The 17956-nt window shown below is 65.3% G+C and carries 16 protein-coding genes; 6 read left to right on the forward strand and 10 right to left on the reverse strand.

Going from position 1 to position 17956, the window contains the following annotated elements; translation table 11 throughout:
• The first annotated feature begins 44 nt into the window (after positions 1–44).
• Positions 45–968 (forward strand): LysR family transcriptional regulator, encoded by a 924-nt coding sequence (locus tag H7F16_RS08580; RefSeq protein ID WP_185797149.1) that lies wholly within the window; start codon positions 45–47, stop codon positions 966–968.
• The gene (gene speB, locus H7F16_RS08585; RefSeq protein ID WP_185797150.1) at positions 965–1924 is read left to right on the forward strand and encodes an agmatinase; all 960 of its coding nucleotides are present in this window, start codon (positions 965–967) and stop codon (positions 1922–1924) included. Before H7F16_RS08580 ends, speB begins: the two co-directional genes overlap by 4 nt.
• A 55-nt stretch (positions 1925–1979) precedes the next feature.
• Here the strand turns inward: speB and H7F16_RS08590 are convergent, their stop codons facing one another.
• From H7F16_RS08590 to H7F16_RS08610, 5 genes are all read right to left on the reverse strand, one after another.
• The gene (locus tag H7F16_RS08590) at positions 1980–3068 is read right to left on the reverse strand and encodes an ABC transporter ATP-binding protein (protein ID WP_185797151.1); all 1089 of its coding nucleotides are present in this window, start codon (positions 3066–3068) and stop codon (positions 1980–1982) included.
• Positions 3069–3079: 11 nt separating this feature from the next.
• Positions 3080–4705 (reverse strand): alpha-amylase family glycosyl hydrolase, encoded by a 1626-nt coding sequence (locus H7F16_RS08595; protein WP_185797152.1) that lies wholly within the window; start codon positions 4703–4705, stop codon positions 3080–3082.
• Between the two features lie 13 nt (positions 4706–4718).
• The gene (locus tag H7F16_RS08600) at positions 4719–5858 is read right to left on the reverse strand and encodes a carbohydrate ABC transporter permease (RefSeq protein WP_185797153.1); all 1140 of its coding nucleotides are present in this window, start codon (positions 5856–5858) and stop codon (positions 4719–4721) included.
• A gap of 11 nt (positions 5859–5869) precedes the next feature.
• Positions 5870–7093 (reverse strand): carbohydrate ABC transporter permease, encoded by a 1224-nt coding sequence (locus tag H7F16_RS08605; RefSeq protein WP_185797154.1) that lies wholly within the window; start codon positions 7091–7093, stop codon positions 5870–5872.
• Between the two features lie 101 nt (positions 7094–7194).
• Positions 7195–8541, reverse strand: coding sequence for an ABC transporter substrate-binding protein (locus H7F16_RS08610; protein ID WP_185797155.1), 1347 nt, complete (start codon positions 8539–8541; stop codon positions 7195–7197).
• A gap of 267 nt (positions 8542–8808) precedes the next feature.
• Between H7F16_RS08610 and H7F16_RS08615 the strand changes: the two genes are divergently transcribed.
• From H7F16_RS08615 to H7F16_RS08625, 3 genes are read left to right on the forward strand one after another with little or no spacing between them, the layout of a single operon-like run.
• A complete protein-coding gene (locus H7F16_RS08615) occupies positions 8809–9840 on the forward strand; it encodes a LacI family DNA-binding transcriptional regulator (RefSeq protein WP_185797156.1) in 1032 nt (343 codons plus the stop codon).
• 1 nt (position 9841) lies between these two features.
• A complete protein-coding gene (locus H7F16_RS08620; protein WP_185797157.1) occupies positions 9842–11164 on the forward strand; it encodes a GH1 family beta-glucosidase in 1323 nt (440 codons plus the stop codon).
• A 12-nt stretch (positions 11165–11176) separates the two neighbouring features.
• Positions 11177–12151 carry a glucokinase gene (locus tag H7F16_RS08625; protein ID WP_185797158.1) on the forward strand — a complete coding sequence of 325 codons (975 nt, stop codon included), beginning with the start codon at positions 11177–11179 and terminating at the stop codon, positions 12149–12151.
• Positions 12152–12217: 66 nt separating this feature from the next.
• Here the strand turns inward: H7F16_RS08625 and H7F16_RS08630 are convergent, their stop codons facing one another.
• Together H7F16_RS08630 and H7F16_RS08635 are read right to left on the reverse strand one after the other, a co-directional pair.
• Positions 12218–12883 carry an alpha/beta hydrolase gene (locus tag H7F16_RS08630; protein ID WP_185797159.1) on the reverse strand — a complete coding sequence of 222 codons (666 nt, stop codon included), beginning with the start codon at positions 12881–12883 and terminating at the stop codon, positions 12218–12220.
• Complete coding sequence (locus tag H7F16_RS08635) at positions 12880–13509, reverse strand: DNA-3-methyladenine glycosylase family protein (protein WP_185797160.1); 630 nt, start codon at positions 13507–13509, stop codon at positions 12880–12882. The genes H7F16_RS08630 and H7F16_RS08635 overlap by 4 nt, the downstream gene beginning before the upstream one ends.
• Before the next feature lie 94 nt (positions 13510–13603).
• On the opposite strand from H7F16_RS08635, the gene H7F16_RS08640 reads away from it, so the two are divergent.
• Positions 13604–14836, forward strand: a complete 1233-nt coding sequence (locus H7F16_RS08640; RefSeq protein ID WP_185797161.1) for an MFS transporter — start codon at positions 13604–13606, stop codon at positions 14834–14836.
• Here the strand turns inward: H7F16_RS08640 and H7F16_RS08645 are convergent.
• The 3 genes from H7F16_RS08645 to cimA all read right to left on the reverse strand — a co-directional run bounded on the left by H7F16_RS08645 (position 14833) and on the right by cimA (position 17906).
• On the reverse strand, positions 14833–15375 hold the full coding sequence (locus H7F16_RS08645; protein ID WP_185797162.1) for a Hint domain-containing protein: 543 nt from the start codon (positions 15373–15375) through the stop codon (positions 14833–14835). The genes H7F16_RS08640 and H7F16_RS08645 overlap by 4 nt on opposite strands.
• Before the next feature lie 138 nt (positions 15376–15513).
• Entirely contained in the window at positions 15514–16284 is a 771-nt protein-coding gene (locus tag H7F16_RS08650) for a squalene/phytoene synthase family protein (protein ID WP_185797163.1), read from the reverse strand.
• A complete protein-coding gene (cimA, locus tag H7F16_RS08655) occupies positions 16281–17906 on the reverse strand; it encodes a citramalate synthase (RefSeq protein ID WP_185797164.1) in 1626 nt (541 codons plus the stop codon). Before cimA ends, H7F16_RS08650 begins: the two co-directional genes overlap by 4 nt.
• Positions 17907–17956 lie beyond the last annotated feature (50 nt).

Below are 17956 nucleotides of genomic sequence, written 5' to 3' on the forward strand. Positions count from 1 at the left end.
GGCTTTATAGTTTCAAATAATATGTTCTGATATGGGTCATAGCAATGATTAATGGCACCTTGCGGCAGATCGAATATGCCTGCGCGGTCGGTCGCTTTGGCGGGGTGACGGCGGCGGCCGAGGCGTTGCATGTCTCGCAGCCGGCGCTTTCGGTGGCGCTGGGGCAGCTTGAGGCGGCCTTGGGGCAACCCCTGTTCCAGCGGCGCGCCGGTGGGCGGGTGGTGCCGACGGCCTTTGGCCGTGGCTGGCTGGCCGAGGCGCAGGCGCAGCTTGGCGCGATGGAGCGGCTGATGGCGGGGGCGGTGGTGCAGGCCCCTGTGCGGCTTGCCTGTTTCGAGGATCTGGCCCCTGCCCTTTTGGCGCGGGTGTTGCGCGGGTTGGAGGGCACGGGGATTGCCGTGGAGCCCGCCGTGCTGGGGTTCGAGGCGATTACCGAAGGGCTGCGGCTGGGACGGATCGACCTTGCGCTGACATGGGACCTCGGGCTTGGGACAGAGGTGGCGCGGCAGGTGCTGACGCGGGTCGTGCCCCATGCGGTTCTGGCGATCGACCATCCGCTGCTGCGGCGGCGGCGGTCGGTGACTCTGGCCGAACTGGCCGAAGTGCCGTTGATCCTGACCGATCAGGGCCTGTCGGTCGGGCATATCCGCGGGCTGTTCAGCCAGGCGGGGCTGAGCCCGCGCATCGCGCACCGGACGGCGAGCCTTGAGTTGATGCGGAGCTTCGCGGCCAACGGTCTGGGCGTGGGCATAAGCTATGCGCGGCCGCTTGCGCGGCACAGCCATGACGGGCAGCGGGTGATGACGCTGCCGATTTCGGACGCGGGAAGCGAGCCGGTGGTTCTGGCGCATCATGCCGGGCATCCGCCCACGGGGGCGGCGCATCGGCTGGTGGAATTGCTTCCCGCCCTCTTGCCCTTTGGCAGGGAAGCCGACAGCATGGCGGCATCAGAACAGGATACAGCATGAGCGGAAATACCTATGACAGCGGGCGGTTGAACCTGCCCTTCGTCGGCATCTCGACCTTTGGCAAGCGGCCCTATGTGGGCGACTGGGACAGGATCGACGCGGATATCGCGGTGATGGGCGCGCCCTTCGACTTTGGCACGCAGTTCCGGTCGGGCGCGCGTTTCGGCCCGCGTGCGGTGCGCGAGGCGTCGACGCTGTTCTCGTTCGGGCATGCGGGCGCTTACGACCACGAGGATGACGCGATCTATCTGGGGCCGGAGGTGAGCATCGTCGATATCGGGGACGCCGATATCGTGCATACCGACACCGAAACCAGCCATGCCAATATCGAAAAGGGCGTGCGGGCGATCCTGAAGGCGGGGGCGCTGCCCGTGACCATCGGCGGGGACCATTCGATCAACATCCCCTGCATCCGCGCCTTTGACGACCAGGGGCCGATCCATATCCTGCAAATCGACGCGCATCTGGATTTCGTCGATGTGCGCCACGGGGTGCGGCACGGGCATGGCAACCCGATGCGGCGGGCGGCGGAAAAGGACTATGTGACGGGGATCACCGCGCTGGGGATCCGCAATGTCTCGTCCACCAGCAAGGACGGTTACGATGCGGCGCGGGCGATGGGGGATGATATCCTGTCGGTGCGGCAGGTGCGCAAGCTGGGGGTCGAGGGTGTTCTGGCCCGCATTCCGGCAGGGGCAAGGCTTTACGTGACCATCGACATCGACGGATTTTGCCCGTCAATCGCGCCGGGAACGGGCACGCCGAGCCACGGCGGGTTCCTGTACTACGAGGTGCTGGAGATTTTGCAGGCGGCAGCCAAGGCGCATGACGTGGTGGGAATCGATCTGGTCGAGGTGGCGCCCGATTACGACCGCGACGGGACGACCGCCATTCTGGCCGCGCAGGTGTTGCTGAACTTTCTGGGCTTCATCTTTCACGCGAGAAAATCGCGCTAACAGCTTGCAGATAAGCCATAAAAGGAACTGAAGGGGGCTTTCGCCCCCTTTTTCCTTAGCGGTACAGCAAGGATTTCCCGTTGGCGAAAAGATGGACCTTTTCGGGAAGCGCCGTCAGCGAGACGGTGGTCTTGCGCAGGCCCGTGTGGATGCCGGGCAGTTTGGCGACGAGTTGCGCGCCCTCGGCCGTGGCGCGTTTGAAGTAGAGGAGCGTCACCTCGCCCAGAGCTTCGGTGATTTCAACCTCGCCCGTGAAGAGGGAATCCGCCGTGGCGGCGGTCAGATCTTCGGGGCGGACGCCGATGTTGACGCGCAGGCCCTTGTCGGCGTCGGTCGTGGGCACGGTGGAGCGGGCGGTGCCGCCGTTGTCGAGTTTGACGGTGGTGATGGCCCCGGTGCCGGTGATTTCGCCGGCCAGCAGGTTCATGGAGGGCGAGCCGATGAATTGCGCGACGAATTCGTTTTCGGGCCGTTCATAGAGTTCGAGCGGGCTGCCCACCTGTGCGATGCCCCCGCCCGCCAGCACGACGATGCGCGAGGCAAGGGTCATGGCTTCGACCTGATCGTGGGTCACGTAGATCATGGTCGAGTCGGGCATGTTTTCCTTGAGCTGGGCAATCTCGATCCGCGTGGCCACGCGCAGGGCGGCGTCGAGGTTCGAGAGCGGCTCGTCGAAGAGATAGACCTTGGGGTCGCGCACGATGGCGCGGCCGATGGCGACGCGCTGGCGCTGGCCGCCCGACAGCGCCTTGGGCAGACGGTCGAGGTAGGGGGTGAGTTGCAGGATGCGCGCGGCCTTGTCGACGGCGGCGCTGATCTCGGCGGCGGTTTTCTTGGCGATCTTCAGGGCAAAGGCCATGTTGTCGCGCACGGTCATGTGCGGGTAGAGCGCGTAGCTTTGGAACACCATCGCAATGCCGCGCTGGGCGGGAGGAATGTCGTTCATCAGGGCGCCGTCGATGGTGAATTCGCCCCCCGTGATCCGCTCGAGCCCCGCGATCATCCGCAGAAGGGTGGATTTGCCGCAGCCCGAGGGGCCGACGAAGACGATCAATTCGCCGGTCTTGATGTCGAGGTTGATGTTCTTGAGAACCTTGACCTCGCCATAGGCTTTTTCGACGTTTACCAGTTTCAGGTCAGCCATCGTCTTCCCCCCTAGGATCTTTTCGCAATGACGAAGCCCCAACCTGTCAGGCGGGCAGCGCCCCCCGTGACGGCGGCGCCGTGAAGTTCGGATGCCAAGGCCGTCCAGTTGCCCGCGGGCAAGGTGACGGTGGCGCTGTCGTCGGACAGGTTGAAGGCACAGAAGAGGTCTTCTCCGCCGTGCCTTTGGAACGAGAACACGGCGCCGTCGCTGTGCCATGCGGTCATCGTGCCGTCGCGGAGGGCGGCATGGGCGCGGCGGAAGGCGAGTGCGGCGCGGTAATGTTCGAGCATCGAGCCCGCCTGCCCCGTTTGGGCGGCGACCGAAAGCGGGCGGTGCGGGGCGGTGACGGGAAGCCACGCCTTGGTCGCAGAGGAAAAGCCGCAAAGGGAATTGTCGGTCGTCCAGATCATCGGGGTGCGGCAGCCGTCGCGGCCCTTGAATTCGGGCCAGAACTGGATGCCGTAGGGATCTTGCAGCTCATCAAAGGCGATGTCGGCTTCGGGCAGGCCCAATTCCTCGCCCTGATAGAGGCAGACCGAGCCGCGAAGGCACATGAGCATCGTCGCATAAGTCTTTGCTGCCGCTTCGGAAAGGTTCCAGCGGGTGATATGGCGCACGGTGTCGTGGTTGGAATAGGCCCAGCAGGGCCATGCATCGGGCGCGGCTTTGGCCAGACGGTCGAAGGTTGTGGCGGCAAGGTCGGCGGTCAGGCGTGCGGGTTGCAGCATCTCGAACGGGTAGCACATCTGCACCTTGTCACCGCCCGAGGTGTATTCGGCCATGATCTCGAGCCCGCGCTGGGCATCGCCCACCTCGCCCACGGCGGCGGCGCCGTAGGGGTTCAGCTCGGCGCGGAATTTACGCAGGAATTCAAGGTTTTCGGGCTGGTTCTTCGAAAAGAGGTGCAACTGGTGGTTATAGGGGTTCACCGAAGGGGCGATGGAATCGTTGCGCAGCTCTTTCGGCAGCGAAGGATTGTCGCGCAGGTATTTGTCGGCGAAGTAGAAGTTGATCGTATCCAGGCGGAAGCCGTTGACCCCGCGCTTGAGCCAGAAGCGCGCGACGTCGAGAAGCGCGTCCTGCACGGGGGCGTGGTGCAGGTTGAGGTCGGGCTGCGAGGTGAGGAAGTTGTGCAGGTAATACTGCTCGCGCCGCGCGTCCCATTGCCACGCGCTGCCGCCAAAGACCGACAGCCAGTTGTTGGGCGGGGTGCCGTCGGGCTTCGGATCGGCCCAGACATACCAGTCTGCTTTCGGGTTGGTCTTGTTCTTGCGGCTTTCCGCGAACCACGGATGCACATCGGCGGTATGCGACAGGACGAGGTCGATCATCACCTTGAGGCCGAGGTCGTGGGCGGTTTTCACCACGCGGTCGAAATCGGCCAAGGTGCCGAACATCGGGTCGATGTCGCAGTAATCCGACACGTCGTAGCCGAAATCCTTCATCGGAGAGGTGAAGAAGGGGCTGATCCAGATGGCGTCGGCGCCGAGGGCGGCGATATGGGGCAGACGGTCGGCGATACCGGCAAGGTCACCGATCCCGTCGCCGTTGCTGTCCTGAAAGCTGCGCGGGTAGATCTGGTAGATCACCGCGCCGCGCCACCAACCGGCGTCTGTGCCGATAACGTCTTGCATTCGATAGGCTTTCTTATTTCACGGACCCGGCCAGAAGGCCGCGGACAAGGTATTTCTGCATGGCAAAGAACACCACGAGGGGAATGGCGATCGAGATGAAGGCCGAGGCCGATAGAATTTCCCAATCGCCGCCGCGCGAACCCATCAGGTTGACGAGGTTGCCGGTCAGCACCTGCTGGTCATTGCCCGTGCCAAGGAAGACGAGCGCGACAAGCAGGTCGTTCCACGTCCAGAGGAACTGGAAAATGGCAAAGGAGGCGAGCGCCGGGAAGGACAGCGGCAGGATGATCTTGACGAAGATCTGGAAATCGGTCGCGCCATCGACGCGGGCGTTTTCGATGATGTCGCGGGGAAGCCCGGCCATGTAGTTGCGCAAAAGGTAGATGGCGAGCGGCAGGCCGAAGCCGGTATGGGCCATCCAGATGCCGAGATAGCTTTTGCCGATGCCCATCATGTTGTGCAGTTGCAAAAGCGGGATCAACGCCAGTTGCAGCGGCACGACAAGCAGGCCCACCACGATGGCGACCAGCAGGGCGCGGCCCGGAAACTCCATCCATGCCAGCGCATAGGCGGCAAAGGCGGCGATCAGGATCGGGATGATGGTGGCGGGGATCGAGACGGTGAGCGTGTTGAGAAAGGCCTGACCGATGGTTTGCCCCGCCAGCGGGCTGAACAGCACCAGGGAATAGTTGTTGGTGGTGAATTCGGGCGGTGTCGCGGCAGTGACGAACACCCGCGGCATGCGCATGTCGGCCATCGAGGCTGCCGATTTCAGGGCGAAGCTGCCTGCCGCCGTGACGGTGAGGGTGACGCCGTCGTTGAGCGTGGCGGTTTCGTCGGCACCATAGGCCTCGGGTTCCTTGGAGGAGGTGCCCCAGCGGCTGATTTCGGCCCCTGCCCCGTCGAAAAGCTGGCCTTCGATGACATAGGCGCCGTCTTTCTGCACCTCGTCTCCGGCAAGGCGGATGGCGGGGAGCTGGCTTTCCTGCGTCATGAGCGAACGCCACCAGCCCGAGGAGCTGATCTGGTCACCCGTGCGGAAGGACGAGACCAGAAGGCCGAAGGTGGGCAGCACCCAGAGCGCCACGAGGAGCAGCGTCGAAAGATGCACAGCCCAGACGAGGCCGGATTTCTTGCCTGCGATATTGTCCATCTTCGGCCCCCTTAGCGCATTTCTTTGCGTGCGTTGTAGACGTTCCAGACAAGGATCGGCGTGACCAGAAGCATGATCACCATCGCCGAGGCCGAGCCGACGCCCCAGTCGAGCGAGCGGAAGAGCTTGTCATACATGTAGTTGGCAAGGACCTGCGTTTCCCATTGGCCGTTGGTCATGGCCAGCACGATGTCAAAGACCTTGAGGACGACGATGGTGATGGTGGTCCAGACCACGACGATGGTGGACATGATCTGCGGCACCTTGATCTGGAAGAAGATCTGGAAGGGGTTCGCGCCGTCGATGATGGCGGCCTCGACCGTGTCTTCGGGCACGCCGCGCAGGGCGGCGGACAGGATGACCATTGCGAAACCCGTCTGGATCCAGACGAGGACGATCATCAGGAAGTAGCTGTTCCAGTAAGGCAGCGTCAGCCATGTCTGCGGCGTGCCATAGGGCAGCGGTCCGGCAAGGCCCGCGAGCCATGTGACCAGCTCGAACACGAAGAACAGGATCAGCGCGATGCCGAGCGCGCGGGCCGCCATGACCCAGACCCCCTCGCGCCGGGGGGTGGTGACAAGGGGGCGCAGCAAGAGCCAGCCGACATAGGCGAAAGCGGCGACCAGCGACAAAAGGAACAGCGCGGGCAGCACCTTGAGGAGCAGGAGCGAGCCGATGCCGCCATCGAATTTCAGCCAGAGCGCGTTGAGAAGGCCGATCTGGGCCTGCCCTTCGGGGCGGGTGTCGTAGATCAGCTTCCAGATGACCGAGGCACCGACGAACGAGATCGCCATCGGCATGAAGATCAGCGACTTGGCGATGCTGCCCCAGCGGATGCGGTCGGAGAGCTGGGCCGCAAGCAGGCCGAAGGCGGTGGACAGCGCGGGCACAACGATCAGCCAGAGCATGTTGTTGCGCATGGATTCCCAGAACTTCGCTTCCGACATCATCTGGCTGTAGTTGGCCAGACCGACGAAATCGCCGTTCTTGCCCTTGAGCGACAGCCAGGCGGTCGCGAAAACGGGATAGGCGAGATAAAGCCCGAGGGCGACCAGCGCGGGCATGAGAAAGAGCCACGGGCGGATCATGTTGGCGCGGTTGATGTTGCGCCCCGCATGGGGACCGCGCGCCGGATAGAGCACTTTATCCAGAAACAGGTTCGAGAAGTAGAAATAGCCCACACAACCGCCGACACCGATGACGATCACGAACAGGGCCTGCACTGCAGGATGCATTCCGAACCCCTCCCCCCTATGCGCGGCGCATGGGCCGCAGCCTTGTTTGAAGTGGCAGGCCCGGACGGGGCCGGACCTGCCGTTGACGTCGTTGCGTCAGATCACTTGGGCCACGAGGCTTCGATACCGTCGGCCACTTCCTGCGCGGACTTGCCGCCGGTGTAGTCGACCATGCCGGTCCAGAAGGTGCCCGCGCCGACAGCGCCCGGCATCAGGTCGGAACCGTCGAAGCGGAAGGTCGTGGCGTTGAGCAGGATTTCGCCCTGCTTCTTGAGCGCCGCGTTGGCATAGGCTTCGGTGTTGGCCGATTTCAGCGGGGTCAGGAAGCCGGAACCGGCCATCCAGATCTCGTGTGCGATCGGGGTTTTCAGCCATTCGATGAAGGCGCGGGCGCCTTCGCCGTCTTTGGTGATGAAGGCGAGCGTGCCTGCACCCAGAACCGGCTTGCCGAGGTCTTTTCCTTCATAGGCGGGGAAGTAGAAGAAGTCGGCGTCGGTGCCCAGTTCGGTTCCTTCGGGGAAGAAGGAGGGGATGAACGAAGCCTGCTTGTGCATGTAGCACTGCGGGGGCGAGGAGAAGAGGCCCTTGGGGCTGTCGCGGAAGTCGGTCGAGGCGACGGCGGCAGCGCCACCGGCGACGTATTTGTCGTTCTTGGCGAAGGCGCCGAATTCATCGATGGCGGCCACGACGGCGGGATCGTTGAACGGAATCTCGTGCTTGATCCACTTGTCGTAGGTTTCCGGCGACTGCGTGCGCAGCATCATGTCCTCGACCCAGTCGGTCGCGGGCCAGCCGGTCGCGCCGCCCGAACCCAGACCGATGCACCACGGGGTGCCGCCATCGGCCACGATCTTGTCGGTCAGGGCCTTCAGCTCTTCCATCGTCTGCGGCACTTCGTAGCCCGCATCGGCGAAGGTGTCGGGCGAATACCAGACCAGCGACTTCACGTCGATCTTGTAGGGGAAGGCGTAAAGCGCATCGGCGCCGTCCTTGCCCTTGTACGTCCCGAGGCTGACCCACGAGGAGCCGGCAGCGTAGTTGTCGTTGAGCCAGTTCTTCGTCTCGTCACCCAGCGGGGCGATGTAGCCCTTGGAGGCGAGGTCGGCGATCAGGCCGGGCTGCGGCAGGATCGCGATATCGGGCGGGCTGCCCGCTTCGGTGTCGATCACGATCTGCTGTTCGTAGTTCTCGGACGAGGAGTATTCCACCTTCACGCCCGAAGCGGCGGTGAAATAGGCCAGCATGGTTTCGACCAGAACCTGGTCTTCGCCGCGCCACGGGCCGAACATCTTGATGGTCTGGCCATCGAGGTTCGTCGCCTCGTCATAGGCTTTGTAGCTGTCCCAGTTGAACGGGCCTTCGCCCACGGGGAATTTCAGGTCCTGCGCCGAGGCAGCACCGGAAAGAAGCGCGAGCGCGGCTGCGCTGGCGAAGAGTTTCGATTTCATGCGTATTCCTCCCAGAATACCCCGCCCTCTCGCGGGGCATGTTACCAACACCGGCAGAATCAATGGTCAAACCGCTTTGGATGGCGCACAGTCGCCGATTGCCCCGCACCTGTCAATCCAAAGCGCTGTGAAGTGCCGCAAAAGGCGGGATTACGGCGCTATGCGGCTGCGAAATCGTTTTCGCAAAGGTCGGGTTTGGCTTTGACCTTGCAGCCCATCCTGTCTAGTGTCTTGCCGAATTGAAATCGGTTTGGGTGTTGTGCCGCCATGAATCTGAAGGAATTGGCATCGCAGCTCGGTCTGTCGCCGACCACCGTGAGCCGTGCGCTGAACGGCTATCCCGAAGTGAACGAGGATACGCGCGAACGGGTGATGGCGGCGGCGAAGCGGCACAACTATCGCCCCAACACCAAGGCGATCCGGCTTGCGACGGGCCGCGCCTTTGCCATCGGCCATGTGATCCCGCTGGCGACGCGGCACGAGATCATGAACCCGATCTTTGCCGATTTCATCGCGGGCGCCGGCGAGACCTATTCCAAGAACGGCTATGACATGGTGCTGTCGGTCGTGCCGGACGAGGACGAGACGCAGACCTATCGCGACCTCAAGGCGCGGGGCACGGTGGACGGGATGATCCTGCACGCGCCGCAGATGGACGATGCGCGGATTCCGCTTCTGGTGGAGATCGGCATTCCCTTTGTGGTTCATGGCCGGGCGACCGGCGCCGCCCTGCCCTATTCCTGGGTTGACGTGAACAACCGCCGCGCCTTCCAGCGCGCGACCGAGTTCCTGCTTGACCTCGGGCATCGGCGGATCGCGCTGGTGAACGGGCTGGAAAACATGGATTTCGCCATCCGCCGCCGCACCGGATTTACCGATGCGCTGCTGGCGCGGGGGCTGGCACCGGACAGCGCGATCATGGCATCGGACGAGATGACGGAAGTGTCGGGCTATCGGGCGGCCAAGGCGATGCTGGCGATGGACGCGCCGCCGACGGCCTTTCTGGCCGCGTCGATGATTTCGGGCATGGGCGTGCGGCGCGCGGTCGAGGAGCGCGGCCTTGCCATCGGACGCGACATCTCGATCATCATCCATGACGACGACCTGTCCTACATGAAGAACGGCGAGGATGTGCCGATCTTCACCGCCACCCGGTCATCGGTGCGCGAGGCGGGGCGGCTGGCGGCGGAGATGCTGCTCGACATCATCGCGCATCCCGACCATGCGCCGCAGCAAAGGCTGCTCGAGGCGGAACTGATCATCGGCCAGTCGACCGGACCGGCCCCTGCGAGGAATTGACATGCTGTCCCGTTTCGACTTTCCCGAAGGCTTCGTTTTCGGGGCCGCGACGGCGGCCTACCAGATCGAGGGCAGCGCGTTCGGCGGCTGCGGGCCGTGCCATTGGGACAGCTTTGCCGCGACGCCGGGCAATGTGGTGCGCGCCGAGGACGGGGCGCGCGCCTGCGACCATTACCACCGATGGCCCGAGGATCTTGACCTGTTGAAACGGGCCAATATGGACGGCTACCGCTTTTCCACATCCTGGGCGCGGGTGATGCCGGACGGGCGGACGGTGAACCCCGAAGGCATGGCCTTTTACGACCGGCTGGTCGACGGGATGCTGGAGCGCGGGTTGAAACCCTTCCAGACGCTCTACCACTGGGAGATGCCCTCGGCGCTGGCCGATCAGGGCGGCTGGACCAACCGCGACACCTGCCTGCGCTTTGCGGATTTCGCGCAGGCCGTCACCGAAAGACTGGGCGACCGCGTCGCCGCCATCGCCACGATCAACGAGCCGTGGTGCGTGGCGTGGCTGTCGCATTTCATGGGGGTCCATGCGCCCGGCCTGCGCGATATCCGCGCGGCGGCGCGGGCGATGCATCACATCCTGCTGGCGCATGGTCTGGCGGTCGAGCGGATGCGGGGCATGGGTCAGGGCAATCTGGGGATCGTGCTGAACTTCGACCACGCCAATGCCGCAAGCGACGACCCGAGGGATGTGGCCGCCGCCGACCGCTGGGACGGCATCTTCAACCGCTGGTTCATCGAAGCCATCACCAAACGCAGCTACCCCGCCGCCGTGCTTGAGGGGCTTGCCCCGCATATGCCCGCCAAATGGCAGGACGACATGGCCGTGATCGGCCAAAAGCTCGACTGGCTGGGGGTGAACTATTACACGCGCCACATCCAGAAACATGTCGAGGGGCCGTGGCCCAATATCGGCGATGTTGCGGGCGACCTGCCGAAAACCCAGATGGGCTGGGAAATCTATCCCGACGGCCTGCACCATTTCCTGACGCGCCTTGCGCGGGACTATGTCGGCGATCTGCCGATCTACGTGACCGAGAACGGCATGGCGAATGCAGACGAGCTGGCGGGCGGTGCGGTGACCGACACAGTGCGCGAGGATTATCTTTTCGCCCATCTTGCCGCGACGAAGCGGGCCATTTCGGACGGGGCCAATGTGAAGGGCTTCTTCTACTGGTCGCTTCTGGACAATTACGAATGGGCCGAGGGCTATGAAAAACGCTTCGGACTGGTGCATGTGGATTTCGACAGCTTGGCAAGGGTGCCCAAATCCTCGTACCACGCGCTGGCACGGGCATTGGCCCGCAACGACTGAGGGACCTCGACCATGACGCTTGCCATCCTTGCCGATATCGGCGGAACCAATACACGTGTGGCGCTGGCCGATGGAACCGTGGTGCGGACCGACTCGATCCGGCGCTATCCGAACGGTGACTACAAGGCCGCGGGAAAGGATATCGCGGATATCCTGCGTGACTATCTGGCGGAAACGGGGGCGGCCGTGTCGGGCGTCTGTGTCGCGGCGGCGGGGCCGGTGCAGGACGGGGTCGCGGTGATGACCAACCTGCGCTGGGCGATGGATGCGCCGATGCTGCGGGCAGTCACGGGGGCAAGCCGGGTCGCGATCCTGAACGACCTGCAGGCGCAGGGGCATGCCTTGGGCCATATTCCGGCGGCCAATCTGCGCCCCGTGATCGAGGGGCCGCAACAGGCCGGGGCGGCCATGCTGGTCGTGGGGCTGGGCACGGGTGTGAACGCGGCCCCCGTGCATGGCAGCGGCGCGGCGCGGGTGGTGCCGCCGTCGGAATGCGGGCATGTCAACATGCCGGTGCGGTCCGAGGAAGACCTTGCGCTGATGCGCTTCATCGAAAGGCTGCTTGCCGCGCGCGGAGAGACCGCGCATTGCGGGGTCGAGGAAGTGCTGGCCGGGCGGGGGCTTGCCAATCTTTACGCCTTTGCGGCCAGCGTGGCGGGCAAGGCGGGGGCGCTCGCCTCTGCCGATGTGCTGGCAGCGCTGGATGCGGGCGATGCGGTGGCCGAACATGCCGCGCGGCTTTACACGCGCATTCTGGCGCAGGCCCTTGCCGACCTTGCGCTGATCCACCTGCCCTATGGCGGCATCTACCTGATCGGCGGCATGTCGCGCGCCATGACCCCGCATTTCGCGCGCTTCGGCCTGACGCAGACCTTCCGCGAGGCGCGGCGGGTCGATCTGTTGCAAACGGCCTTTTCGGTCACTGTGGTCGAGGATGATTTCGCGGCATTGACGGGCTGCGCCGCCTATCTTGCCGCCACCACCTGACGCGGCCTTCATACTCGTCCAAATATCCCGCGGGGGGTTCAAGGGGGGCGCGAAGCCCCCCTTCTGCTAGGCCTGCGGCAGATGTTCGCGCAGGAATTGCAGTGCCACGCCAAGCCCGTCGGGGGCGATGCCGTGGCCCGAGCCTTTCATCACATGGCCATAGGTGTCGAAGCCCGCGCCGACCAGCGCATCGCCGGCATCGGCCATGTCGGAAAAGGGCACGACATCGTCGCGGTCGCCATGCATCAGCAGGACCGGCGGCTTGACCCGCATCTCGGCCTGAAGCCTTTCGGGCGCGAGCAGGCGACCGGAGCAGGCGACGACGCCCGCGATGGCCCTGTCGCGGCGCGGGGCGACGTGAAGCGACATCATCGCCCCCTGCGAAAAGCCGAACAGCGCAAGGGCTTCGGGGCCAAGCCCTTCGTCCGCGAGGCGGGCGTCGAGGAAAGCGTTCAGGTCGTCTGCTGCATCGGCCAGCCCCTGACGGGCCTGCGCCTCGGTCGAGCCGTCGAAGCGGGGGATGGGAAACCACTGGAAGCCGAAGGGATTGCCCGCGCAGGGTTCGGGGGCGTCGGGGGCGAAAAAGGCGGTGCCGGGAAGGTGCGGGGCCAGCGGGTCGGCAAGGCCGAGCAGGTCGTCGCCATTCGCGCCGTAGCCGTGGACCAGCACGACGATCGAGCGGGCCTTGCCCGAAGGGGCCCCTGCCCGTTTGAAGCTGAGTTGGCGCGTCATGTGATCCCCTCGCGGCTTTTGGCAACGTGGTAATAGGCCCAGAGCATCTGCGCCGCAACCGACCGCCACGGGCGCCAGTCTTCGGCCATGCGGCGCAGGTCCTTTTCCGTGGGGCGTGCGGGCAGGTCGAAAAGCAGGCGGGCGGCTTCCTGAAGGGCAAGATCATTGGCCGCGAACACATCGGCGCGGCCAAGGGCGAACATGGCGTAGATCTCGGCCGTCCAGCGGCCGATGCCGGGAACGGCGGTGAGGGTGGTGACGATATCCTCTTCGGGCATAAGCCGCAGGGCGTCGAAGTCGATTCCCGCGCGGGCGAGTTCGCGGGCATAGCGGGCCTTTTGCCGCGACAGGCCAAGCGCGCGCAGCGCCTCGTCGCTGGCCGTGGCAAGGGATGAGGGGTGGATCATGCCCGCCGCTTCCAGACGCGCCATGATCGCCCGGGCCGAGGCGACCGAGACCTGCTGGCTGACGATGGCCCCCAGAAGGGCCGCGAACCCTTCGTCCCTGCGGCGCAGCGGCAGCGGGCCATGCAGGGGGATGACGCGGGCAAAACGCGGATCGCGCGCGGCAAGCCATGCGGCGCCCTCGGCCAGACAGTCAGGGGTTGAAAGGATGCGACCGACCATGCGCCCAGCATTCCCCCATGCGGCAAGATGTGCAAGCCATGTGTCGCTGGCAGGCTTGCGCCAAAGCCGGAGCATGGCCTAGACAAGGCGCATCATGACCACCACATCCCCCCTTCCCGCCGCCGCGTCCGACCGTTTGGCCAAGCGCAATGTCCTTGTCCTTGTCGCGGCGCAGGCTGTGATGGGGTCGCAGATGCCGATGATCTTCATCGTAGCGGGGCTGGCGGGGCAAAGCCTTGCGCCCAATGCCTGCTGGGCGACGCTGCCGATCAGCTTTGCGGTGATCGGCTCGATGCTGACGGCGACGCCGCTGTCGGCCCTGATGCAGAAATACGGGCGCAAGGCCGGGTTCGCCGTCGGGGCGCTGGGGGGCGCTGCGGGCGGGGCCATCGGGGCTTATGGCCTTTTGACGCAAAGTTTCCTGCTGTTCGTGATCGGCGCGCTGTTCACGGGCATCTACATGTCGGCGCAGGGGTTCTACCGCTTTGCCGCCGCCGACACGGCGTCAGAGGCGTTCCGCCCCAAGGCGATTTCATGGGTGATGGCGGGGGGGCTTTTGTCCGCCGTGGTCGGCCCGCAGCTGGTGAAGCTGACGGCGGATGCGATGGTGGTGCCCTTTCTTGGCACCTATATCGCGGTGATGCTGCTGAACCTGCTGGGCATCTTCCTGTTCACGCTGCTCGACATTCCCAAGCCGAAACCGCCCGTCGAGGGCGCGTCCAAGGGGCGGACGCGGATGGAGATGATCCGCACGCCGCGCATCGTGGTCGCCATGATCTGCGCGACCGTGTCCTATGCGCTCATGAACCTTGTGATGACCTCGTCGCCGCTGGCGGTGGTGGGCTGCGGCTATACCAAATCCAACGCGGCCGATGTGGTGACGGGCCATGTGCTGGCGATGTATATCCCGTCGTTCTTCACCGGCCACCTGATCGCACGGTTCGGGGCCGAGAAGGTGGTGGCGGTGGGTCTGTTCATTCTTGCGGGCGCGGGCGCGGTGGCGATGAGCGGCTTTGACCTTGAGCATTTCTTCATCGCGCTCGCCCTGCTTGGCCTTGGCTGGAACTTTGGCTTCATCGGGGCCACGACCATGCTGACGGCCGAACAGAGCCCCGCCGAAAAGGGCCGTCTGCAAGGGCTGAACGATCTTGTCGTCTTTGGCGGGGTGACGATGGCGTCGTTCTCGTCGGGGGGGTTGATGAACTGCTCGGGCGGATCGGTGCATGCGGGCTGGCAGGCGGTGAACCTTGCCATGCTGCCCTTCCTTGTCCTTGCGGGGGGCGCGCTGATCTGGCTGGCGCTGCGGCCCGCGACGGAAAAAGCCTAAAGCGACAGGCGCAGCAAGCGCCCATCGGCGGGGCTGAGGCTGGGAACGGCGGCGCAGCCCTGCGCCAGCAGCAGGCCATCGACCACCAGGAGCGCGGGGCGTTCGAGCGTCAGGTTGTGCCAAGTCAGGCCCGACGGCAATTCGATGACCGCGACATCCTCGCCATTGGCAAGGGCCTCGACGGGAACCAGCGCCTCGTCCAGCCCGAAATGCAGCGACAAGGCATCGCCCGCGACCAGCATCGCGGCATCATGGGGCAGAAGCACGGGGCGTTCGGGGCAGCCGTAGCCGCAGGCATCGGCGGCGACACGCAGCACGGTGGCGGCGCGGCCGCGGACATGGACGGTCTCGATCGCCGCGATGCAGGTTGCATGGCCATCACGGTCGGTCACCAGATCGCCGGGAAGCAGGTCTTCGACCGCGCACCAGCCAAAGGGCGTCAGCAGACGCGCGCCCTGCGCAAGGCCGCAGGGTTCGGGCTGGATGGAATAGGCGACCGAAGCGGCGCTTCTTACGGGAATGGCTCGGCTCGGGCGCATTTCGGGGCGGTTCCTGCAATGGCGGCTACACGGAAAGACAAAAGCGTTAACGGCAGAGACAATCATTTCCTTAGGGAAAGATTGACGCCGCTTTGCGACGCAGAGCCGACGCAAAGAAGGTAAGTTTGCGGCAGAGGGTCAGAGACCGAGGAGCGAAAGCCGGGTCAGGCCGAAACGGCGGGCAAATTCCGAAAGCGCAAGCGTGCCGTCGGCAACGCGCAGGGGTTCGCGCGCGGCAAGGCGCAGCAGGGCCGGGGCCTGCCAACCGGCATGAAGCGCCGCACGGGCCGGTTGCGGAATGGCAGCGCGGGTTCGGGCATAGTCGTCAAGGCGCGCCAGACCCTCGCGCGCGAGGGCGGCCACGGCTTCGGCGCGTCCGTCGATCAGCGGCACCCTGCCACGGTCTTCCAGTGCGGGCACGGCGCGAAGATAGGCGGCAAGGCCGGCAGCCCAGCCGAAGGCGCGGACCGGTGCCTCGGCTGCGGCGGGGGCGCCAAGGGCGCAAGCGCCGGCCCAGAACAGCCCTGCGGCGGTGTCGTCGAGATAGGCGTCAAAGGCGGCGCGGTCCTCGAACGGGTCGGCGTAGATGTCCCAGCGGCGGGCTTCGACCAGACGGTCCAGCAGCCCGGCGGGCAGGTCATTGTCGCGGATCAGCGCGGCAAGGGGGCCTGCCACTTCATGCGCCCGCGACTGGCCCCTCGCCGCCTCGGCCAGAATGTCGCGCCACCATTGCAGACGCATCTCGGCGATCATCGCCTCTTTCGTCACCCAAGGGGCGCGGGCAACTTCGAGGTTGAAGGCGTAAAGCACGAAAAGCGGCGCGCGGGCCGCGACGGGGGCGGTCATCGTGGCGGCGAAACGGTCGGGGTCGCCGCGTTGGACCAGTGCCGCGCAGGCGTCGACGGTCATGCGCCGACCGGCTGGCCGTGGTCGCGGATCAGCTTCCATGTGATGGCGTCAAGCAGCGCCTCGAACGAGGCGTCGACGATATTGGCGCTGACCCCCACGGTCGACCAGCGGCGGCCCGCGCTGTCCTCGCTGTCGATGATGACGCGGGTCACGGCCTCGGTGCCGCCCTGGGTGATGCGCACCTTGAAATCGACCAGATGCATGTCGTCGATGCAGGCCTGATAGGGGCCGAGGTCCTTGGCCAGCGCCTTGGCAAGCGCGTTGACAGGGCCGCGGTCGGTGCCGGTCTCATCCATCGATTCCGAGACCGAAAGCATCTTCGTCTCGCCGATCTTCACCACCACCACGGCCTCGGACAGGCTGACCATCCGGTTGTACTTGTTCTTCCGCCGCTCGACGGTGACGCGGTAGCGCTTGACCTCGAAGAAGGTGGGCAAAAGGCCAAGCTCGGCGCGGGCGACAAGCTCGAAACTCGCCTGCGCGCCGTCATAGGCGTAGCCCTGATCCTCGCGCTCCTTGACGATCTCGAGGATGCGGCCAAGGCGGGGGTCTTTCGGCTCGACGGCAATGCCTGCCGAGGCGAGGCGGGCGCGCAGGTTCGACTGGCCTGCCTGATTGCTCATCGGGATGACGCGCTCGTTGCCGACGCGGGCGGGGTCGATATGTTCGTAGGTGGTCGGATCCTTGAGGATCGCGCTGGCATGCAGCCCCGCCTTGTGGGCAAAGGCCGAAGCGCCCACGTAAGGGGCCGAACGCAGCGGCACGCGGTTCAGGATGTCGTCAAGCTGGCGCGACACGCGCAGCAGGTTGGCAAGCGCGGCTTCGGTGATGCCGGTGCGGAAGCGGTCCTTGTAGGGGGCCTTCAGCAACAGGGTCGGGATCAGCGTGGTGAGGTTGGCGTTGCCGCACCGCTCGCCCAGACCGTTCAGCGTGCCCTGGATCTGGCGCGCGCCCGCATCCACCGCCGCCAGCGAATTGGCCACCGCATTGCCCGTGTCGTCATGGCAATGGATGCCAAGCCGCTCACCGGGGATGCCCGCCGCGATCACCTCGGCCACCACGCGGCCCACTTCGGCGGGAAGGGTGCCGCCGTTGGTGTCGCAAAGCACGATCCAGCGCGCGCCCGCGTCGAGTGCCGCGCGCAGGCAGGACAGCGCATAGGCCGGATCGGCACGATAGCCGTCGAAGAAATGTTCGGCATCGAGCAGCGCCTCGCGCCCCTTGGCCACGCAATGGGCGACACTGGCGCGGATGGCCTCGACATTCTCTTCGAGCGTGCAGCCAAGCGCGGTGCGGACATGGAATTCATGCGCCTTGCCCACCAGACAGACAGCAGGCGTGCCCGCATCCAGCACGGCCGCCAGCACATCGTCATTCTCGGCCGAACGGCCCACGCGCTTGGTCATGCCAAAGGCGGTCATCGTGGCGCGGGTTTTCGGGGCGGCGGCGAAAAAGTCGCTGTCGGTCGGGTTCGCGCCCGGCCAGCCGCCCTCGATGTAATCCACGCCAAGGTCATCGAGCGCCGTCGCGATCAGGCGCTTCTCGGCGGTGGAAAACTGCACCCCCTGCGTCTGCTGCCCGTCGCGCAGGGTGGTGTCGAAGAGGGTGAGTGTCTCGGTCATGCGCGGTCCCCTTCCTCTTGCCCGAAATATCCTCGGGGGGTGAGGCCGCA

The sequence above is a fragment of the Paragemmobacter straminiformis genome (genome assembly GCF_014243445.1).
Lineage (GTDB): Bacteria > Pseudomonadota > Alphaproteobacteria > Rhodobacterales > Rhodobacteraceae > Paragemmobacter > Paragemmobacter straminiformis.